This is a genomic window from Bacillus sp. LJBS06 (assembly GCF_016924995.1).
Classification (GTDB): Bacteria; Bacillota; Bacilli; order Bacillales; family Bacillaceae; genus Bacillus; species Bacillus stercoris.
Window position 1 is genome coordinate 2,895,254 of the sequence record NZ_CP070483.1, and the last position, 18,573, is coordinate 2,913,826.

Below are 18,573 nucleotides of genomic sequence, written 5' to 3' on the forward strand. Positions count from 1 at the left end.
TTCACCTGTGATTAAAGAACGCTCGCACGGCCTTGGTAGACTGCGCCTCTGGAAGCGTCAACGGTAATATCCTGTCCTTCTGTCAAAATAGATGTCGCATTTTCAAGACCAACGATAACCGGAATGCCGAGGCTCAATCCGACTACCGCAGCATGGCTTGTCAAGCCGCCTTCTTCTGTAATAAGAGCAGACGCTTTTTCAAGAGATGCAATCATATCACGGTCAGTGCTTTTGGTAACAAGTACCGCACCGTCAGTCATTTTTTGCTCAGCTTCTTTTGCATTTTGAGCAACGACAACCGTACCGTAAGCTGATTTGCGTCCAATGCCTTGGCCTTTAGCGATGATATCGCCGACAGTATAAACTTTCATTAGGTTTGTAGTGCCAGACTCACCGACAGAACCTGCCGTAATGACGATAAGGTCACCGTGTTTTACAATTCCGCTGTTCAATGATTTTTGGACAGCATCCTCAAGCATCTCATCTGTTGAGCTTGCATTTTGGCCGCTTTCCGCGAATACGCCAGATACGAGGGCAAGCTTTCTGGAAATAGAGTCATTTACAGTAACCGCAACAATCGGTGCCTGCGGACGGTATTTTGCAATCATGCGTGCTGTATGGCCGCTTTCTGTCGGCGTTACGATCGCAGCAGCGCTCAGGTTAATCGCCGTATGCGCGACAGATTGTCCAATTGCGTCTGTAATTGTCATGCCTACTTGGTCTCTGCGTTTTGAGAGAATTTCTTTATAATTCAAAGCTTCTTCAGAACGGGACGCGATGTTATGCATGGTTTGAACGGCTTCAACCGGATAGCTTCCGGCAGCTGTTTCACCAGAAAGCATGATCGCATCTGTGCCGTCGAAGATCGCGTTTGCAACGTCACTTGCTTCCGCACGAGTCGGACGCGGGTTGCGCTGCATGCTGTCAAGCATTTGTGTCGCTGTGATAACAGGTTTGCCCAACGCGTTGCATTTTTTGATCAGTTCTTTTTGCACAAGCGGCACTTCTTCAGCTGGAATTTCCACGCCTAAGTCTCCGCGCGCAACCATTAAGCCGTCAGACACTTCGAGAATCGCATCGATGTTGTCAACGCCCTCTTGGTTTTCGATTTTAGGGATGATTTGAATATCCTGAGCGTTGTGCTCTTCAAGAAGCTCACGGATTTCAAGCACGTCCGTGGAACGTCGAATGAAAGATGGCGCGATGAAGTCTACTCCTTGCTCAATACCAAAAATGATGTCTCGCGCATCCTTCTCAGTAATACCCGGAAGATTGACACTTACGCCCGGTACGTTAACACCTTTTTTATTTTTCAGTGTTCCGTTGTTTAATACTTTTGTTTTGATTTCGCGTTTAGCGGCATCTACATCAAGTACCTCAAGACCGATAAGGCCGTCATCTAACAGAATCGTTGAACCTTGTGCAACGTCATCGACTAAACCTTCATATGTCACTGAAATTTTATCTGTTGTTCCTACAACCTCGTCCATTGAAATGATAAGCTCTTTGCCTGTTTCAAGCTCAATGCCGCCATTTTCCATTGTATGTGTGCGGATCTCAGGACCTTTTGTATCAAGCAGAATTCCAACGTTCTTGCCAAGTTTTTTGCTTGCTTCACGGATATTTTTAATTCTTGCACCGTGCTCCTCAAAATCTCCGTGAGAAAAGTTTAATCGAGCCACGTTCATTCCTGACTCCATTAATTTCGTAAGCATTTCAATACTTTCACTTGCTGGACCGATGGTACAAACAATTTTCGTTTTTCTCATTTGGTTCACTTCCTTCTGAAATCTTCAGCCTTCAGCTGCATATTAGATAGACAGTTCTTTTGAAAGCTGATACATGTTTTGCTCAACTGTGTGTTTTGTCTCCAATATTTCTATAATATCATGGTCTACAAGCTTATTGTTTTGTATACCTACACAGCGTCCGCCTTTTCCTTCAAGCAGCAGTTCAACTGCATATGCGCCGAGACGGCTTGCCAACACACGGTCAGCAGCACTCGGAGAACCTCCGCGCTGGATATGGCCCAATACAGATACCCTAGTTTCAAGATTTGTTTCTTCTTCAATGCGTTTCCCGAATTCAACCCCGCTGCCTACACCTTCGGCAACAATGATAATGCTGTGCTTCTTGCCGCGTTCGTGGCCGCGTTTTAAGCGGGCAATGATTTCGTGCATGTCATAGTCTGCCTCAGGGATTAAGATCGATTCCGCGCCCCCTGCAAGACCGGCCCACAATGCGATATCGCCGGCATGACGGCCCATTACTTCGATCACATATGTACGTTCATGAGAAGTCGCTGTATCTCGAATCTTATCAATTGCGTCAATTACTGTATTTAAAGCTGTATCGAAACCGATGGTAAAATCCGTGCCCGGAATGTCATTATCAATTGTACCCGGTACACCTACACATGGAAACCCGTGTTCCGTTAATTTTTTCGCACCCATATAGGAACCGTCTCCGCCAATAACAACAAGGCCTTCAATACCAAGCTTCTTCAAGTTTGCTATCCCTTTTTCACGGCCTTCAACTGTTTTGAATTCAGGACATCTTGCCGTATAAAGCTTTGTGCCTCCGCGATGTATAATATCGCCTACTGATCCGAGTTCAAGCTTTTCAATCTTTCCGCTGATTAATCCCGCGTATCCGTTGTAAATACCGTAAACTTCAACGTCATGATAAATCGCTTTTCTGACTACTGCGCGAACTGCTGCGTTCATTCCCGGGGAATCCCCGCCGCTCGTTAATACCCCTATACGTTTCATTCTCCATTCACCTCAGCAACATATATGATTAAACATAACATGATCATTGCCCTAAAAACAATGAAAAGGGATCTCCATCCTCCCTATGAAACCTTACCTATTATACAATTAAATAAATCGTTTTTAAATAAAATTTAAGGAATGTCACAAAAAATAAACGTGAGCCAAAGGCTTCACGTTTATTTAGTTTACCCCGATATATTGATCTTCAACCGAGACTTTGCCAATCGCTTTATATTTTTCATAGCGCTGCTGAATTAATTCTTCTTCGCTCAGCTTCAACAAAGTTTTTAACGATTGTTTAAGGGTTTCGTCCATATAACTTGCCTGCAGCTTTACATCGTGATGCGCTCCGCCTTTTACTTCTTTAATCATATGATCTATAATACCTAATTCTTTTAAATCCGGCGCAGTGATTTTCATGGTTTCTGCTGCTTTTTTAGCAAGACTGGAGTCCTTCCATAAAAGTGCCGCGGCACCTTCTGGAGAAATAACAGAATAAGTAGAGTTTTCCAGCATATGCAAGTGGTTGCCTACACCCAGACCAAGGGCTCCGCCGCTTCCGCCTTCACCAATGACGATGCAGATAACAGGTACTCGGAGGCCGGCCATCTCAAATAGGTTTTTGGCAATGGCTTCGCTTTGTCCTCTTTCTTCCGCTGCTCGTCCAGGGTATGCCCCCTTCGTATCAATAAAACAGATAATCGGTCTATTAAATTTGTCAGCCTGTTTCATCAGACGCAGCGCTTTTCTGTAGCCTTCAGGATGCGGCATCCCAAAATTGCGGACAAGGTTCTCCTTCGTATCTTTCCCGCGCTGATGCCCGATTACCGTTACAGGAAGGCCGTGGAACTTCGCAATCCCGCCGACAATGGCTTCATCGTCACCGTATGCTCTGTCTCCATGACATTCAAAAAAGTCAGTAAACAGGTGTTCGATATAATCAAGCGTTGTCGGACGGTCAGCCAGACGTGCGATTTGGACCCGGTCCCATGGTTTCAGATTTTTGTAAATATCATCCTGAAGCTTAGCGAGACGGTCTTCCAGCCGTTCAATTTCCGCACTTAGATCCATATCGGAATCTTGGGTGAATTTTTTTAGTTCGGTGATTTTGTTTTGCAGTTCGATCACCGGTTTTTCAAATTCTAATCTTGGAGCCACTCAATGTCACCTCCTGTTTGATGCATATCCAGCAGATTTTCTAACGTTTTTTTCATATCGTCACGATGAATAACCGCATCAAGCTGTCCATGTTTTAATAAAAATTCAGCCGTTTGAAAGTCCTCAGGCAGTTTTTCTCCTATTGTCTGTTCAATAATCCGTCTTCCGGCAAAACCGATCAGCGCGCCAGGCTCAGCGAAATTGTAATCGCCAAGAGATGCAAAGCTTGCTGATACGCCTCCAGTAGTCGGATGCGTCATCACAGAAATGATAAGACCCTGTTCATCGCTGAACAGTTTTAACGCAGAGCTTGTCTTAGCCATCTGCATCAAACTTAATATGCCTTCCTGCATTCTAGCGCCGCCTGAAGCCGTAAAAATAATAAACGGAACTTTATCAGCTTTTGCTTTTTCAATCGCAAGTGTGATTTTTTCACCGACGACTGAACCCATGCTGCCCATTCTGAATGAAGAATCCATGACGGCGACAACAGCAGGGTGTCCTCCGATGGTGCCCTTACCTGTCACAACAGCCTCGTTTAAGGATGTTTTCTCGCGATCTTTTTCAAGCTTTTCCAGATATCCCGGGAAACCAAGCGGATTTTCCGACAGCATTCCCTGGTTGAATTCCTCAAAGGATTGTTCATCCATCAAGCTTTCGATACGCTGTTTTGCGTTCATTGGGAAATGATAATCGCAGTTCATGCATACCCGCATATTTTTATCCAACTCTTTAGTGAGCATGATTTTTTTACACTTAGGACATTTTGTCATAATGCCTTCCGGAACATCGTGCTTCGCTTGATCAGATGGTACGGAAGCATACTTTTTCTTTTTCGTGAATATATCCTTTAACAAATGATTACCTCCCTTTTGTGAAGGGTTCTCTTCACCGCATGTCATCAAACAGATAGACTTGCTAATAACTTTACCGAAACTATTGTACTTTTTTTGTCAAACGCTGTCATCCTCAATTCGACAACTTTTTATTCGATGACGTGCTCGGAAAGGCTGGGATGAAATCAGATAAGGTGTTGAAATGACAAGGTTGACAGCGTATTCAAAAATAATGTTAAACCCGGCTGAAATTTTTTTAAGGCCAACCCCCTAAAAAAATTTCAGCCGACAGTTTAACTTGAGAACAGCGCGCTGGTCTCCGCCAACGCGCTGCCATTTTTGGAACGAATTAAAATTATTCGCCAATAATCGTAAGTTTTCTTGTTTTTTCTGCGACTTCCTCAGGGTCAACAGTGATTCTTGCAACACCTGTTTCCATCGCAGCTTTTGCCACAGCCTTCGCAACAGCAGGCGCAACACGTTTATCAAACGGTGCAGGGATGACATAGTCTGCGCTAAGCTCATCTTCTGAAACCAGTGAAGCAATGGCTTCAACCGCTGCGATTTTCATTTCTTCGTTAATGTGAGTGGCACGCACGTCAAGCGCTCCGCGGAAAATACCAGGGAATGCAAGGACATTGTTTACTTGGTTCGGGAAGTCAGAACGTCCTGTTCCGATAACGCTTGCGCCGGCTTCACGCGCATCTTCCGGCATGATTTCCGGATTAGGATTTGCCATTGCAAAGATAATCGGATCTTTTGCCATGCTTTGAACCATTTCTTTTGTTAACGCACCCGCTACAGAAACACCGATAAATACGTCAGCATCAACGATGACATCTTTCAGAGAACCGTCTTTGCGGTCTTGGTTCGTGAATTTCGCCACTTCGTTTTTGACATCGTTCATGCCGTTCGGGCGCCCTTCATAAATGGCCCCTTTAGAATCGCACATCACAATGTCACGAACGCCGTAATGGTGAAGAAGCTTGATAATCGCAATGCCGGCCGCACCCGCGCCGTTTGCGACAACCTTAATGGATGACATTGATTTTCCAGACAGTTTCAGCGCGTTTACAAGACCTGCTACCGTTACAATGGCTGTACCGTGCTGATCATCATGGAAAACAGGGATGTTTGTTTCTTTTTTGAGGCGCTCTTCAATGATAAAGCAGTTTGGCGCTGCAATGTCTTCAAGGTTGACGCCGCCAAATGTCGGCTCAAGCAATTTAACAGTTTCTACGATTTTATCAACATCGTTTGTGTTTAAAGCAATCGGAAACGCATCTACGCCCGCAAAGCTTTTGAATAGAACGGCTTTTCCTTCCATAACAGGAAGCGCGGCTTCAGGGCCGATGTTTCCAAGGCCAAGCACAGCTGTACCGTCAGTTACAACTGCTACCATGTTCCCCTTCATTGTATAATCATATACTTTGTTAATGTCTTCATGAATATCCTTACACGGTTCTGCAACACCCGGAGAATACGCGAGGCTTAAATCTTTCGCGTTTCTGACCTCTACTTTTGATTTAGACTCCAGTTTCCCCTGGTTGACTTTATGCAGGTGTAATGCTTCTTCTCTTAATGACATTCTCTTAAACACTCCTTATGGATATTTTTTGATTCGTATGCTGCTGCGTTGTTTGCTGCATTCTGCGGAGTAAAATCTATCTGAATATTTAAACAGGATCACATAATTGCTCCAATTGTATAACAAAAAGTGACTCGTTACCACTGTTTTAAAACGACGTTTTTTTGACCCAACAGCTCTTTTAAGCGATATAACACCTGGTGATCCGCATTGATATGAAACGACTCAGGAAGCTTAATCGTCTGTTTCTGCCTTTCATAATAGAGATAAACGCCTGTTTCCCCTTTATGCTCCAGCAAAATGCGCTTAATCTTCGCCAGGATCTCCTGGCTGTGCTGACTGCTTTCTATTTTTATATAAACCGATGGCGCTTTTTCTGCATCCATATTTTCTAATAATTCTGCCCGGGACATGATGAATTGGATCTTATCTTGTCTTACTTCGCATTTCCCCGCTGTGAACAAAAGAGCGCCTTCTCTTAAAACGGGTGAAAGCTGTCTGAATTGTTCAGGGAAGACTACGGCTTCCATCTCGCCGGTTTCATCACTGAGCGTTAAAAACGCCATGTTTTGACCTGTTTTCGTCCGAATCGTTTTGATTTTCGACAGCAAAACGCCTAGCGAAAGCTGCCTTTTGACTGTCCGCTGAGCCTGCAGAATGGAGACTGCTCCGTGCGCAGCGAGCTGTTTTCGGAAGGCGGAGAGCGGATGATTTGAAAAATAAATGCCGAGCGTTTCCTTTTCAAATGCAAGTAAATCCACTAGCGGAAGCTCTTCCGTTTCCACATACTTCGGCTTAATTGAAAACGATTCCTCTAAAAACAATCCCATTTGGTCATCGTCCGCGGCGAATAGCTCAGCATGTTCCAAAGCAACATCAATGGATGCGAGCAGCGTGGCCCGGTTTTGGCCGAATTCGTCCATCGCACCAGAAAAAATAAGTGCTTCAAGCACTTTGCGATTTACGCTTTTTGACGGCACGCGAAAGCAGAAATCGAAAAGATCTTCAAATGGTTTCTCTTTCCTTGCTTTATATATATCTTTGACTGCTGAGACGCCTACACTTTTTATCGCGCGGAGGCTGTACCTGACAGATCCGTCTTCAACTGTAAACGGAAAACTGCTTTTATTCACTGACGGAGGAAGGATACGAATCCCGCTCCCCTTTGCTTCGTAAAGATATTGAGAAATTTTATCCTCATTGCCAATGACGCTTGTCAGCAATCCGCACATAAAATATAACGGATAATGAGCTTTCAAATACGCAAGCTGGCACCCGATCATGCTGTATGCCACCGCATGGCTTCGGTTAAAGCCATAGTTTGCGAATTTGACGATTAAATCGTAGACTTCATTTGCAGTGTCTACAGAATACTCCTTTTTTAAGCACCCTTCAACAAAATGGCTTCGCTCTCTGTCTAAGATTTCTTTTTTCTTTTTGCTGACCGCCCTTCTCAATAGGTCTGCTTCGCCTAAAGAAAACCCCGCCATGCGGGAAGCAATCATCATAATTTGTTCCTGATACACTATAACGCCATATGTATCTTCCAAAATGCTCCTTAAATCCTCATGAGGATAATGGACAGGCGCCCGGCCGTGTTTACGGTCAATAAATAACGGAATATTTTCCATCGGACCGGGCCGGTACAGCGCATTGACCGCCACAATATCCTCGAGGCCTGAAGGTTTTAGCCGCTTCAGGACACTTCTCATCCCTGCAGATTCGAGCTGGAAAATCCCTGTCGTATCCCCTTTGGACAGCAAGGAGAACGTTTTATCATCGCTGTAGGAAATACTTGAAAGATCTATTTTGATGTTTTCTTCTTTTTCAATCATTGAAGTGATGGATTCAATCAGCGTCAGATTCCTCAAGCCTAAGAAATCCATTTTTAAAAGGCCCAAGTCTTCAAGATGATCCATCGCATATTGCGTTAAATAGATCCCTTCATGCCCTTCCTGAAGCGGAACAACATCTGTTAATGGTTCTTCACTCAGGACAACGCCTGCTGCGTGGGTGGATGCATGCCTTGGCAGCCCTTCTATTTTTCGGGCAATTGTATAGACTTGCTGAAGCAGGCTTGACTCCCGAAGCCGCTTATCCAGCTGCAGGGACTGCTGTCTCGCTTCATCCAGCGTCATGCCCGGTCTTGAAGGAATAAGTTTTGCAAGCTGATCTGCCTCCTTCGGGCTGACGCCAAATACTCTGCCGACGTCCCGAAGCGCCGCCTTTGCCGCAAGTGTTCCAAAGGTGATAATCTGTGCGACGTGCATCGCACCGTATTTCTGCTGAACATATTGAATGACTTCATCCCTTCTTGTATCGGGAAAATCAATATCAATATCCGGCATGCTAATGCGTTCAGGATTTAAAAATCTCTCGAACAGAAGGTGATGCTTAATCGGGTCAACATCTGTGATATACAGCACATATGCCACAAGAGAGCCAGCCGCAGAACCCCGTCCAGGCCCTGTAACAATCCCTTTTTCATGGGCGTGCTTCATAAAATCCCACACGATCAGAAAGTAATCGCTGAACTTCATCCGCTTGATGACATCAAGCTCATATTGAAGTCGGCGAAGGTATCGTTCATCAGGCGTGCCGAAACGGCTGCGGAGTCCCTCCATACAGATACCCGTTAAATAATCATCAGCGGGCGTTCCGTCTGGGGTCGGAAAAGACGGCAGACGAGTCTGCCCGAGGCTGACGTCAACTCGGCATTGTTCCGCGATCTCCACAGAAGCTTGCAATGCCTCTGGATGCTCTCGATAAATGTTTTGCATTTCTTCAATTGGTTTCAAATCGAGATCAGGCAGAACTTCAGCAGGTGCATCCGTCAGCTTTTCCCCCGCTTTAATCGCTTTCAGACAACGGTAGGCAGCCTTATCTTCCTTCCTTATGTAGTGCACGTCGCCTGTGGCCGTAACAGGGATACCCGTTTCTTCTGACAGCTTTAGAATCTGTTCAGACAAAATTTGATTCCCTTTAAAAGGCTGATAGGAGAAATAAAAGGCTCCCTTTCCGAATATAGACTGAAACTCCAGCGAAGCTTGAGCGGCCTGTTCGAACAGGCCTCCTTCAAGAAGCGTCTCAATATATCCTTTTTCGCCGGGCGTTATTGCGATAATGCCTTCTCGATAACTGTGAAGCCATTTCGGCTTCAGCCCGCCTTTTGATTTAGATTGCAGAACGCTGCTGATTTTCAGCAGGTTTTGATAGCCTGTATTTGATTTTGCCAGCAGGACGAGCGGGTAGGCTTCGAGCTCGCTGTCATCTGTAAAAACAGAAGCCGTCAAACCGATTATCGGGTTAATCCCTCTCGCCTTGCAAGCTTTATAAAATTGAATAGCTCCGTACATGACATGATCATCTGTCAGCGCCAAAGACGCATATCCGAGCCTGTCAGCTTCACTGACGAGCTCTTCCACAGCCGCGGCGCTGTTTAGCAGGCTGTACCCGCTATGTACTTGCAGGTGAACAAAAGACATGCTATCACCTCTTTCTCATTACGATCCATTTCTTTCTTCATTATAAGGCCCGTTTCCAAAAGAAACAAATGTTCTTTTTTGACTCATCATCATACTTGTCCTGAAAGCTCAATATGATATAAAAGGTGAGGTGATAAAGATGGATCAGGAAGCAGGATTTATGGTGAATTTTATCAATAGCTACTTCATTGCGTTAGGGGTGCTGATCGGGGGCGCACTCATCGGAGGGCTCGGAGCATATTTGGCGGGCGAACCCCCGCTTACAGCCATTACAAAGCTTGCGAACCGGTTAAAAATTTGGGCGCTTGTCGCAGCTATCGGAGGCACCTTTGATGCGGTATACAGCTTTGAACGCGGCATACTCGAAGGCAATACGAGAGATATCTTTAAGCAGCTTCTTTTGATTATTTCAGCCATGGGAGGCGCGCAAAGCGGCTGGCTTATTATATCATGGCTGACCCAGGAGCATCTTTCTTCATGAGGGTCCCACAGCATTACAAAAAACCGGGATGGCAGCGCTTTTTCGCGGGAATGATGTGCGGAGCCGTAATCAGCTGGTTCTTTTTCCTGTTTACTTACGGAACATTTCAAGAGGAGCAGGTCAGCCTCATCGAAAAACAAAAAGAGCATGTAAAAGACTTGAACAATCAAATTTCGATCTATCAGGAAGACCTCCATAAACTGAATGAAGATAATAAAAGAAAACTGCTGATTCAAAGCGTCAGCGTTAAGTTGCTGAATGGGGATAAATATAAAATATCGCAGCCGGATAAAACGAAATTCGAGGAGCATGTAAAGGATGATATTTCAGAGGTCATTACCAAAGACATAGAAAGCGTCTATCAAACAAAGGATCTTTTGAAACGGACAATTGAAAATAAAGTCTATATGATCAATGAAAAAAAATACGAGGCAACCGTCAGAGAATTGATTATTTATACGAGGCTGACAGTAGAACTTGAAATATCATTCGCCACATAATTATGGATTTTTTTTAAATTCTCCAAACTTCTGTCGCTTTTTCCCATTCTTTTTTATAAACTATATGTGAGGCTTCATGGCGAAAGGAAGGAGGAAAGGGAAATGGAGGTTTACAGTGACCGTCAGTTAGCAAAAGATCAAGCAGCCCGTCTCAGACAAGGTTTTTCTGCATATGCCGAAACAAACTCACTCGCTTCCCTCATTAAAAAAGAACTTCAATCTCACAATCTCCAAGTCTACGAGGACCTTACTGATTTCGGCTGCTGGTTCATCCCCGTCACAGATGAACACTAAGAGAGAGGGTCTCCCCTCTACTCGTGTTCTTTACATAATGTTTCCAGATCAGCTAAAATCCGATCGGCTTCATCCCAGCTGTAAATAGAGGCGCCGGCAGCAAACGGATGCCCTCCGCCGTTATATTTGCGGGCAAGTCCGTTAATGACAGGCCCCTTCGAACGGAATCTGACTCTGATTTGATCGTCTTCTTCTACGAAAAACACCCAAGCTCGGATACCTGAGATATTGCCAAGCGTCCCGACAAGCTGCGACGCTTCAGAAGCCGTTGTGCCGAATTTTTCAAGCGTATCCTTTTTGATGAAAACAGAAGCGGCGCCATTTTCGGACAAAGACACATTTTGAAAGATAAAGCCGTTAAGCTTCACCACATTCAGTTTTGTTTCATACAATTGATTAAACAACTCTGAGGAAGAGAATGGATACTGAATGAGCTCGCCTGCATATTTTAATGTTTTTTCCGTGGTATTCGGAAATAAAAAGCGTCCGGTATCTCCGACAATGCCGGCATAGATCAGCTCTGCCGCTTTCGTATTCAGCTTCCAGCCGTGCTCTTTTCCTTCTAAATACAGCTCGTAAATCATTTCACTTACTGAGCTGGCGCTTGTATCGACCCAAAGAAGGTCACCGTATGGATCTTCGTTCGGATGGTGGTCGATTTTCATTAGTTTGGCGCCTGAAGGATAACGCTGATCGTCGATTCTTTCCTGATTTGCCGTATCGCAGACAATGACAAGTGCGCCTTCATATGTTTCATTGTCCACCTCATCAAGGGAATATAAGAAGGAAAGGGACGGTTCAGGCGTGCCAACCGCAAAAATATTTTTTTCAGGATATGTTTCACGCAGGATTTCCGTAAGCCCGCACTGTGATCCGTAGGCATCCGGATCAGGACGCACATGTCTATGTAAGATAATCGTGTCATATAATGATATGGTTCTGATCAGTTCTGTTTTCATTTGATTCTCCTTTATTGTTTTTATTCATTAAATCACATTCTCTGCCGACGGAAAAGAAAAATAACGTCAAAACCAAGCCCGTTTTTGTATAGAATGGGTTTGTAAACTTTTACGATGGAGGATTTCATTTATGCTGGTTCTTGTTTTTTTGATTGGGCTTTCAGCCTGCTTTTATGTGTACTATAAAGTAAAAGGCGTACGGGCAAAGCCATCTTTGGCAAAGGAAATCTATTCAGCAAAATCAAGCATGGCCTTAGGGTCACTAGTCCTGTTCTACGGGCTCAACCAAATGATATTATTCCATTCAGTATTAACGTTAGTAATCGGCGGTATCTTTATCGTCATAGGAGCAGGAAGCGCTTGGGCAGGTTATAAAGCCTACAGGCATTACAATCCCCTTCACGCCAAAGAAGCTGAAAGAGATCACGCGTAAGGGGCGCCTGAACGTCCCTTAGCTTCTTTCCATCAGCTGAACCATCAGCATCGCTTTCGACACGATATGGCCTTGGCTGTGCACTTCCACTTCCATTTTCCCGAACTTTCTGCCGGCCTCCAAGATACGCGGTTTGACTTCGATGACCGATTCCATCTGCACAGGCTTCAAAAAGAAAATGGTGATGCTCTCGATTACGAGTTCGCCGCGTTTTTTCGAGCGCAAAAATCGGTTTGCCGCCTGCGTCAATATGGTTGTAAATACACCATATGAAATGGTTCCAAGCTGATTTGTCATTTGCGGCGTGACTTCATACTCGTAAACCGTTTGATCCTCTTTATCATCACCCTCGTCTTTAAAACCTCTTGAAACGATATCATCAAGCTTCTCCCCGACCTGCGGCTGCTTTTGAATCATTTGAAGGGCTTTCAACACATCTTGGCGGCTGATCATCCCGATCAGTTTTTGGTGGCCGTCAGTGACGGGAAGCACTTCGATTCCTTCCCATACCATCATTTGCGCGGCTGAGGCGACAGATGTTTTCCCAATCACCGTAACGGGATTTTTGGTCATGACTTTTTCTATGGATGCATTTCGGTCATGGCCGGCAATATCTTTTGATGTCAGAATGCCGTGGATTTTCATTTGATCGTCGACAACCGGGAAGCGGCCGTGGCCCGTTTCAAAATTTTTCTCATACCATTTTTCAAGTTTATCCTTAGGCGAAAGATATACCGTGCGGTCAGCGGGTGTTAGGATGTCCTCCACCAAAACAATTTCTTTTTTGATCAGCTGGTCATAAATTGCCCTGTTAATCATCGCAGCGACTGTAAAGGTGTCATAGCTCGTGGATAAAATCGGCAGTTCAAGCTCATCTGCCAGCAGTACAATGCTTTCATCCGTGTTAAAGCCCCCAGTCACCAATACGGCCGCGCCCGCTTCAAGCGCCTGCCTGTGTGCATTGATTCTGTTTCCGACAATCAAAAGATTCCCCGCTGCGGTATAACGCATCATCGCGTCCAGTTCCATCGCGCCGATGACGAATTTATTCAATGTCTTATGGAGCCCCGCCCGGCCTCCGAGCACTTGTCCGTCTATAACATTTACAACCTCTGCATAGGTAAGCTTTTCAATGTTCTCTTTTTTCTTTTGTTCAATTCTGATTGTGCCCACACGTTCAATCGTGCTGACAAACCCTTTATTTTCTGCTTCCTTGATCGCTCTGTACGCGGTTCCTTCGCTTACTTTCATTTCCTTTGCAATTCTTCGCACAGAAATTTTTTCGCCGACAGGCAGTGAATCGATATACGTTAAAATTTGTTCATGCTTCGTTGCCAAGCCTTTCACCTCTAAGGACAGTCTTCTTGTTTTTATTATAAGGTTTCAAAGGATTTATACGCAATGAGGCTGGAAAATAAAAAAGAAGCCCGACCGGCTTCTTACAGCGTTGATTTCGTTCCAGTCAAGCGCAAGGACCTCGTGATTCCTTTTACATCGTAAAGCGGAAAAACCCCTTATTTTTCTTTTAAATGGACATCAACCGCTGTCTTAACAATATTTCGATTCCCTATTTTAGATAAAACAAAGAAAACTGCGAATAGCCATATCGCCCCTATGGCCGTATAGATCAATGGATAAACAGCTGTGTTTGCGATCCATTCATTTATTAATGTTCTGGCATTTACAAGAATAATAAATCCTCCTACAAGCACACCCATCAATTGCGGATGAAACTTCTGCACCAGCCATGCTGCGATAGGGGCAGCGATAATTCCGCCGGCCATAAGTGAAAACACCCATAACCAATTGACGTCCTCCCATCCTAATGAAATAAGAAAACCGGCAGTTGCAGATACCGCGATGGCAAATTCACTTGTGTCTACAGTCCCGACAACTTTCCTCGGGCTCAAGCCTTTGCGGGATAATAAAATTGGAGTGGTCACCGGCCCCCAGCCGCCTCCGCCTGTGGCATCTGCAAAACCAGCGATCACTCCCAATGGGATGGATTGTTTTCGGTTTAACGGCACATGCTTCTTCTCAAGAGCCGGCTTATATTGAAATAAAAACCTGATCAATACATATCCGCCCAGAAGGAGCAAAAACAAAGAAATATAGGGTTTCGCCACATCTCCAGGTAATTGGCTGAGGAATGCCGCGCCTAAAAAAGCGCCTATAGAGCCGGGAATGACAAGCTGATAAACGGTTTGTTTGTCAACATTGCCAAATTTAATATGCGACACTCCCGATGCGGCAGTCGTTACGACTTCCGCTAAATGCACAGAAGCTGAAGCCACAGCAGGGGTGATGCTGAACGCCAATAACAAAGAAGTTGAGGTAACCCCATAAGCCATACCTAACGAACCGTCTATTAACTGCGACAATAAACCAATAAATGCAAAAACGATTAATTTCTTCATCAGCACACCCCATCTATATCAATCAGATATTTTTGATTCTTCATACGAATCTAACAATCTCTTGGCGCTTTCATATAAAAAATAAGAGGCTTTGATAATGGCAGTTTCATCAATTGTAAATGCAGGATGGTGCCAATCATGATCACCGTCTGTTCCAAAAAACGCAAAGGACCCCGGAATATGCTCAAGATAATAAGCAAAATCTTCCCCCGCGGTTGATGGGTCGGGATCAATGACTTGAAGTTTCGCTTTATGCGCAGCGTCTCGCACCAGCCCCGTTATTGCCTCATCATTACAAAGCGGCGGCGGTCCGGAATGCCACTTCACATTTGCCTTTAACGAGAAAGCGGCAGAAACCTGCTCTGTGACTGCCAAAAAACGCTGTTTCACTTGATTACGAACCTCTGAATCAAATGTACGAACAGTGCCCTCAATGAAAACTGTATCCGGAATGACATTCCAAGTGCTGCCGCCATTGATTTTCCCTACCGTTAAAATCGCGCTTTGCAGCGGGTTTACATTTCTGCTTACAATCGTTTGCAGGGCGACAATAAGCTGAGAGGCGCCGACAATTGGATCAAAACCATTATGCGGCAATGCTGCATGAGCTCCTTTCCCTTCTATCTCTACTTTAAAACGGTCAACAGCAGCCATAAGCGGGCCTGTTTTTAACCCTACAGTCCCAACCGCGATATCCGGTTTATTGTGAAGCCCAATAACTGCATCAATGCCATCCAGTTGGCCGTCCTCTATCACTTTTGCAGCGCCGGCACCTGCTTCCTCTGCCGGCTGAAATAATAAACGAATTTTCCCTTTCAGACTGTCTTGATTTTCCTTCAATAAAAAGGCCGCACCAAGAAGCGCTTCCGTATGAAAATCATGACCACACGCATGCATGATCCCTTTATGTTTAGACACATAAGGCAATCCTGTTTTTTCTTCAATTGGCAAGGCGTCAATATCAGCCCTCAAAGCAATCGCCGGGCCTTCTGACTCCCCTGCTATATCTGCGAACACACCCGTTTTTAGAGCAGTAGGGCGAATCTTTATCCCCTTTTCTTTAAGGCATTTTTTTATAAAAGCAGTTGTTTCAAATTCTTCTTTTGACAGTTCAGGATATTGGTGCAAGTGCCGGCGAATGCCGATGAGCTGCTTTTCTAGCGTTGAGAGATTTACGGGATTATACTCCCCTTTAAACTTCAGGATGTCATTTCCTGTAGTCTGATAAGGATAGGAGCCTTCTATATTTCTCCAATAATCCAAAGACATATGTTCTGCTCCTTTCCCTATCCCAATATATTTTCTTCAGACTCTTCAACATAAGATGAAATAAATCGGTTCAATTTATCATTAAGACCGCCCGCCCCAAATTTTATATACTTGCTGGAAACCTTCGGATTATCTTCTTTCAAAAAGCTTAAAAAAGATAAAATATAAATGCGCCTGTAAGCTACTTGTGTAATTCCGTACTCAAAAAACCAGTTATCAATGACATTGTATACGCCCCGGTTGACGCCATATAGGTTGTTACATTTCTTGTAAAAGCAGAGATCCGGAAGATTTAACTCCTGATGGGAAAGGAGGCTTTCTTTTTTGTTTGGTGCCATAATCCCAATCAGCTCAAAGCGTTTTGCAACGCACGAAATATCCTTTTTAATTTGCTTTGTTAACGACTCCAAAGAATCAAACCTTCTTTCTTCTCTAATTTTAAAGAGAATACTGCATTCGATTTTTTCTCCATAGATGTCTCTATGAAAGTCAAACAAAAAAATCTCCAATGTCTTTTTAAGGTTAGAGCCGACCGTCGGTTTCACACCGATATTCATAACCCCTAAATAAAATTGATGATTGACTGTCGCCAGAACCCCATAAACTCCATTACGCAGCCCATGCATTTTTGCATCTACATTTGCCGTGGGGAATCCAAGCTTTCTGCCTAATTGTTTTCCTTTCACAACCGTACCGGCAATGATCGTCAAAAAAGTCAGCCTCCCCTCTCAGCTTCCGCATTCGATCAGACGAAACCTAATGATGTGATGAATGTAAAACGGCTTGATGCTGCGGAATGCCAAGGCCGAGATTTTCCCGCAATGTCCGGCCGCGATAATCTTGACGATAAAGCCCTCTTTCTTGAAGAATCGGAATCACCTTTTCTACAAAAGCATCAAGTGTTCCCGGTATATCACACCCAATGATAAACCCATCCGCCGCCTCAGCGTTGAACCAAGTTTCAATTAAGGATGCGACACGCTCTGGTGTTCCGATGAATAGAGGCCGCGGAAAAGCCATTTCCTGTGCTACCTCCCGCAATGTCAGATTTCTGGCTTTTGCTTCTCGCTTAATCCGGTCTGTTGTGCTTTGAAACGCATTCTTTCCCACATCGCCAATATCGGGAAATGGCTCATCCAACGGGTAAACACTCAGATCATAATCATCAAAAAAACGGGCCAAATAAGTAACAGCATTTTCAATCGGTATTAATTCTGCAAATTCACGATACTTCTTTTCCGCATCTTCTTCCGTATCTGCCACAATCGGGCTGATCCCCGGAAAAATCCGCACATTTGAAGGATCCCGCCCTTCATCAGCAGCTCGCCTTTTCACATCCGCGTAAAACGCTTTTGTCTCTTCTAATGAATTGGAATGGGTAAAAATCGCATCCGCATTTTTGGCAGCAAACTGCCGGCCTGTTTCTGATGAACCCGCTTGAAACACTACAGGCTCTCCCTGCTTAGAGCGCCCGATATTCAAGGGCCCCTCTACTTGAAAATACTTTCCTTTATGATTCAGGCGATGAAGCTTCGCCGGATCGAAAAACTGCCCTGTTTTCTTATTGTGAATAAATGCGTCATGCTCCCAGGAATTCCACAGCCCGCGCACAACATCCAAATGCTCTTGTGCGATCTCGTAACGTTCAGTGTGTTCTGGCAAATTAGACTTACTATGGTTGCGCGCCGCTCCTTCCTGTGGAGAAGTAACAAGATTCCAGCCTGCCCTGCCCCCGCTGATATGGTCCAGCGACATCAATTGTCTGGAGATCGTGAATGGCTCAGTAAAAGATGTAGAGAACGTCCCTACTAACCCAATATTTTTGGTAACCGATGCTAGCGCAGATAAAATGGTGATCGGTTCAAAACGGTTTAAAAAATGAGGAATCGATTTTTCAGAAATAAATAAGCCGTCTGCAATGAAAATAAAACTAAACAAACCTTTTTCAGCTGTTTGTGCCTTTTTCATGTAAAATTCAATATTCGTGCTGGCCGAGGGATCAACATCGGGATGGCGCCAGCCGTCAGTTGTTCCCCCGACACCGTGAATCATCGCTCCAAACTGAATAAAATCTGAACGTGTCATCTTTTTGCCTCCTTTATCTTTGGATATAATTCGCAAGTGCCAGATCAAGGTGTTCAATGCCGATCTCAGTTATCCCTTGATACTGATTGCCGCGCCCGATTTCGACCACAGGCACATGGCGCACCCCATATTTCACCTGTAAAATATCTCGAAGCTTTTCTTTCTCTGAAACATCGATATGTTGGAACGGGAACCCTTTTTCATTCAAATAATTCTTGACTTCCTCACAATACGAACAGCCTTTTTTACTCCAAACCACAATGTTCACAACATCACTCATTCTTCTGTCCCTCC

16 protein-coding genes and 1 pseudogene are annotated in these 18,573 nt (G+C 44.6%); 4 read left to right on the plus strand and 13 right to left on the minus strand.

The genetic code is table 11. The features are described 5' to 3' along the window. Positions 1 to 11: 11 nt before the first annotated feature. The 6 genes from pyk to dnaE all read right to left on the minus strand — a co-directional run bounded on the left by pyk (position 12) and on the right by dnaE (position 9,841). Positions 12 to 1,769, minus strand: a complete 1,758-nt coding sequence (gene pyk, locus JQX68_RS14735) for a pyruvate kinase (protein ID WP_014664947.1) — start codon at positions 1,767 to 1,769, stop codon at positions 12 to 14. 42 nt (positions 1,770 to 1,811) lie between these two features. Further along, positions 1,812 to 2,771 (minus strand): 6-phosphofructokinase, encoded by a 960-nt coding sequence (gene pfkA, locus JQX68_RS14740; RefSeq protein ID WP_003229420.1) that lies wholly within the window; start codon positions 2,769 to 2,771, stop codon positions 1,812 to 1,814. Between the two features lie 183 nt (positions 2,772 to 2,954). Then, complete coding sequence (gene accA, locus JQX68_RS14745) at positions 2,955 to 3,932, minus strand: acetyl-CoA carboxylase carboxyl transferase subunit alpha (protein ID WP_014664949.1); 978 nt, start codon at positions 3,930 to 3,932, stop codon at positions 2,955 to 2,957. After that, positions 3,917 to 4,789 carry an acetyl-CoA carboxylase, carboxyltransferase subunit beta gene (gene accD, locus JQX68_RS14750; RefSeq protein WP_040082155.1) on the minus strand — a complete coding sequence of 291 codons (873 nt, stop codon included), beginning with the start codon at positions 4,787 to 4,789 and terminating at the stop codon, positions 3,917 to 3,919. The genes accA and accD overlap by 16 nt, the downstream gene beginning before the upstream one ends. 334 nt (positions 4,790 to 5,123) lie before the next feature. Continuing rightward, complete coding sequence (gene ystJ / locus JQX68_RS14755; RefSeq protein WP_014664951.1) at positions 5,124 to 6,356, minus strand: NADP-dependent malic enzyme; 1,233 nt, start codon at positions 6,354 to 6,356, stop codon at positions 5,124 to 5,126. A gap of 137 nt (positions 6,357 to 6,493) precedes the next feature. Further along, positions 6,494 to 9,841 carry a DNA polymerase III subunit alpha gene (gene dnaE / locus JQX68_RS14760; RefSeq protein ID WP_172640529.1) on the minus strand — a complete coding sequence of 1,116 codons (3,348 nt, stop codon included), beginning with the start codon at positions 9,839 to 9,841 and terminating at the stop codon, positions 6,494 to 6,496. A gap of 139 nt (positions 9,842 to 9,980) precedes the next feature. Here dnaE and ytrH point away from each other — a divergent pair, with 139 nt between their 5' ends. From ytrH to JQX68_RS14775, 3 genes are all read left to right on the plus strand, one after another. Then, entirely contained in the window at positions 9,981 to 10,322 is a 342-nt protein-coding gene (ytrH, locus tag JQX68_RS14765; protein ID WP_003229410.1) for a sporulation membrane protein YtrH, read from the plus strand. Further along, a complete protein-coding gene (gene ytrI, locus JQX68_RS14770) occupies positions 10,319 to 10,822 on the plus strand; it encodes a sporulation membrane protein YtrI (RefSeq protein WP_003229408.1) in 504 nt (167 codons plus the stop codon). Before ytrH ends, ytrI begins: the two co-directional genes overlap by 4 nt. Before the next feature lie 102 nt (positions 10,823 to 10,924). Then, positions 10,925 to 11,116, plus strand: coding sequence for a YtzJ family protein (locus JQX68_RS14775; protein ID WP_003229407.1), 192 nt, complete (start codon positions 10,925 to 10,927; stop codon positions 11,114 to 11,116). 17 nt (positions 11,117 to 11,133) lie between these two features. Here the strand turns inward: JQX68_RS14775 and nrnA are convergent, their stop codons facing one another. Next, positions 11,134 to 12,075, minus strand: coding sequence for a bifunctional oligoribonuclease/PAP phosphatase NrnA (gene nrnA / locus JQX68_RS14780; protein ID WP_014664955.1), 942 nt, complete (start codon positions 12,073 to 12,075; stop codon positions 11,134 to 11,136). Positions 12,076 to 12,205: 130 nt separating this feature from the next. Between nrnA and JQX68_RS14785 the strand changes: the two genes are divergently transcribed. After that, a complete protein-coding gene (locus JQX68_RS14785) occupies positions 12,206 to 12,508 on the plus strand; it encodes a YtpI family protein (RefSeq protein ID WP_014664957.1) in 303 nt (100 codons plus the stop codon). A gap of 18 nt (positions 12,509 to 12,526) precedes the next feature. On the opposite strand, the gene JQX68_RS14790 is transcribed toward JQX68_RS14785, so the two are convergent. From JQX68_RS14790 to JQX68_RS14815, 6 genes and pseudogenes are all read right to left on the minus strand, one after another. Beyond that, positions 12,527 to 13,846 carry a CBS domain-containing protein gene (locus JQX68_RS14790; RefSeq protein ID WP_069150055.1) on the minus strand — a complete coding sequence of 440 codons (1,320 nt, stop codon included), beginning with the start codon at positions 13,844 to 13,846 and terminating at the stop codon, positions 12,527 to 12,529. A 176-nt stretch (positions 13,847 to 14,022) separates the two neighbouring features. Continuing rightward, on the minus strand, positions 14,023 to 14,925 hold the full coding sequence (locus tag JQX68_RS14795; protein WP_069150057.1) for a sulfite exporter TauE/SafE family protein: 903 nt from the start codon (positions 14,923 to 14,925) through the stop codon (positions 14,023 to 14,025). A gap of 18 nt (positions 14,926 to 14,943) precedes the next feature. Continuing rightward, positions 14,944 to 16,194 carry an S-alkyl-N-acetyl-metabolite deacetylase SndA gene (sndA, locus tag JQX68_RS14800; protein ID WP_069150058.1) on the minus strand — a complete coding sequence of 417 codons (1,251 nt, stop codon included), beginning with the start codon at positions 16,192 to 16,194 and terminating at the stop codon, positions 14,944 to 14,946. A 17-nt stretch (positions 16,195 to 16,211) separates the two neighbouring features. Then, a complete protein-coding gene (gene ribR, locus JQX68_RS14805) occupies positions 16,212 to 16,904 on the minus strand; it encodes an RNA-binding riboflavin kinase RibR (protein ID WP_069150059.1) in 693 nt (230 codons plus the stop codon). A gap of 46 nt (positions 16,905 to 16,950) precedes the next feature. Continuing rightward, positions 16,951 to 18,279, minus strand: a complete 1,329-nt coding sequence (locus tag JQX68_RS14810; RefSeq protein WP_147772355.1) for an LLM class flavin-dependent oxidoreductase — start codon at positions 18,277 to 18,279, stop codon at positions 16,951 to 16,953. Continuing rightward, a pseudogene (locus JQX68_RS14815) lies at positions 18,276 to 18,559 on the minus strand (glutaredoxin family protein). The gene JQX68_RS14810 and the pseudogene JQX68_RS14815 overlap by 4 nt, the downstream one beginning before the upstream one ends. Positions 18,560 to 18,573 lie beyond the last annotated feature (14 nt).

Coding starts and splice junctions, on each gene's coding strand:
- ystJ (WP_014664951.1), bottom strand. CDS start 6,356: ATGTCATTAAGAGAAGAAGCATTACACCTGCATAAAGTCAACCAGGGG.
- dnaE (WP_172640529.1), bottom strand. CDS start 9,841: ATGTCTTTTGTTCACCTGCAAGTACATAGCGGGTACAGCCTGCTAAAC.
- nrnA (WP_014664955.1), bottom strand. CDS start 12,075: ATGAAAACAGAACTGATCAGAACCATATCATTATATGACACGATTATC.
- sndA (WP_069150058.1), bottom strand. CDS start 16,194: ATGTCTTTGGATTATTGGAGAAATATAGAAGGCTCCTATCCTTATCAG.
- JQX68_RS14785 (WP_014664957.1), top strand. CDS start 12,206: ATGCTGGTTCTTGTTTTTTTGATTGGGCTTTCAGCCTGCTTTTATGTG.
- pyk (WP_014664947.1), bottom strand. CDS start 1,769: ATGAGAAAAACGAAAATTGTTTGTACCATCGGTCCAGCAAGTGAAAGT.
- JQX68_RS14775 (WP_003229407.1), top strand. CDS start 10,925: ATGGAGGTTTACAGTGACCGTCAGTTAGCAAAAGATCAAGCAGCCCGT.
- ytrI (WP_003229408.1), top strand. CDS start 10,319: ATGAGGGTCCCACAGCATTACAAAAAACCGGGATGGCAGCGCTTTTTC.
- ytrH (WP_003229410.1), top strand. CDS start 9,981: ATGGATCAGGAAGCAGGATTTATGGTGAATTTTATCAATAGCTACTTC.
- pfkA (WP_003229420.1), bottom strand. CDS start 2,771: ATGAAACGTATAGGGGTATTAACGAGCGGCGGGGATTCCCCGGGAATG.
- JQX68_RS14810 (WP_147772355.1), bottom strand. CDS start 18,279: ATGACACGTTCAGATTTTATTCAGTTTGGAGCGATGATTCACGGTGTC.
- JQX68_RS14795 (WP_069150057.1), bottom strand. CDS start 14,925: ATGAAGAAATTAATCGTTTTTGCATTTATTGGTTTATTGTCGCAGTTA.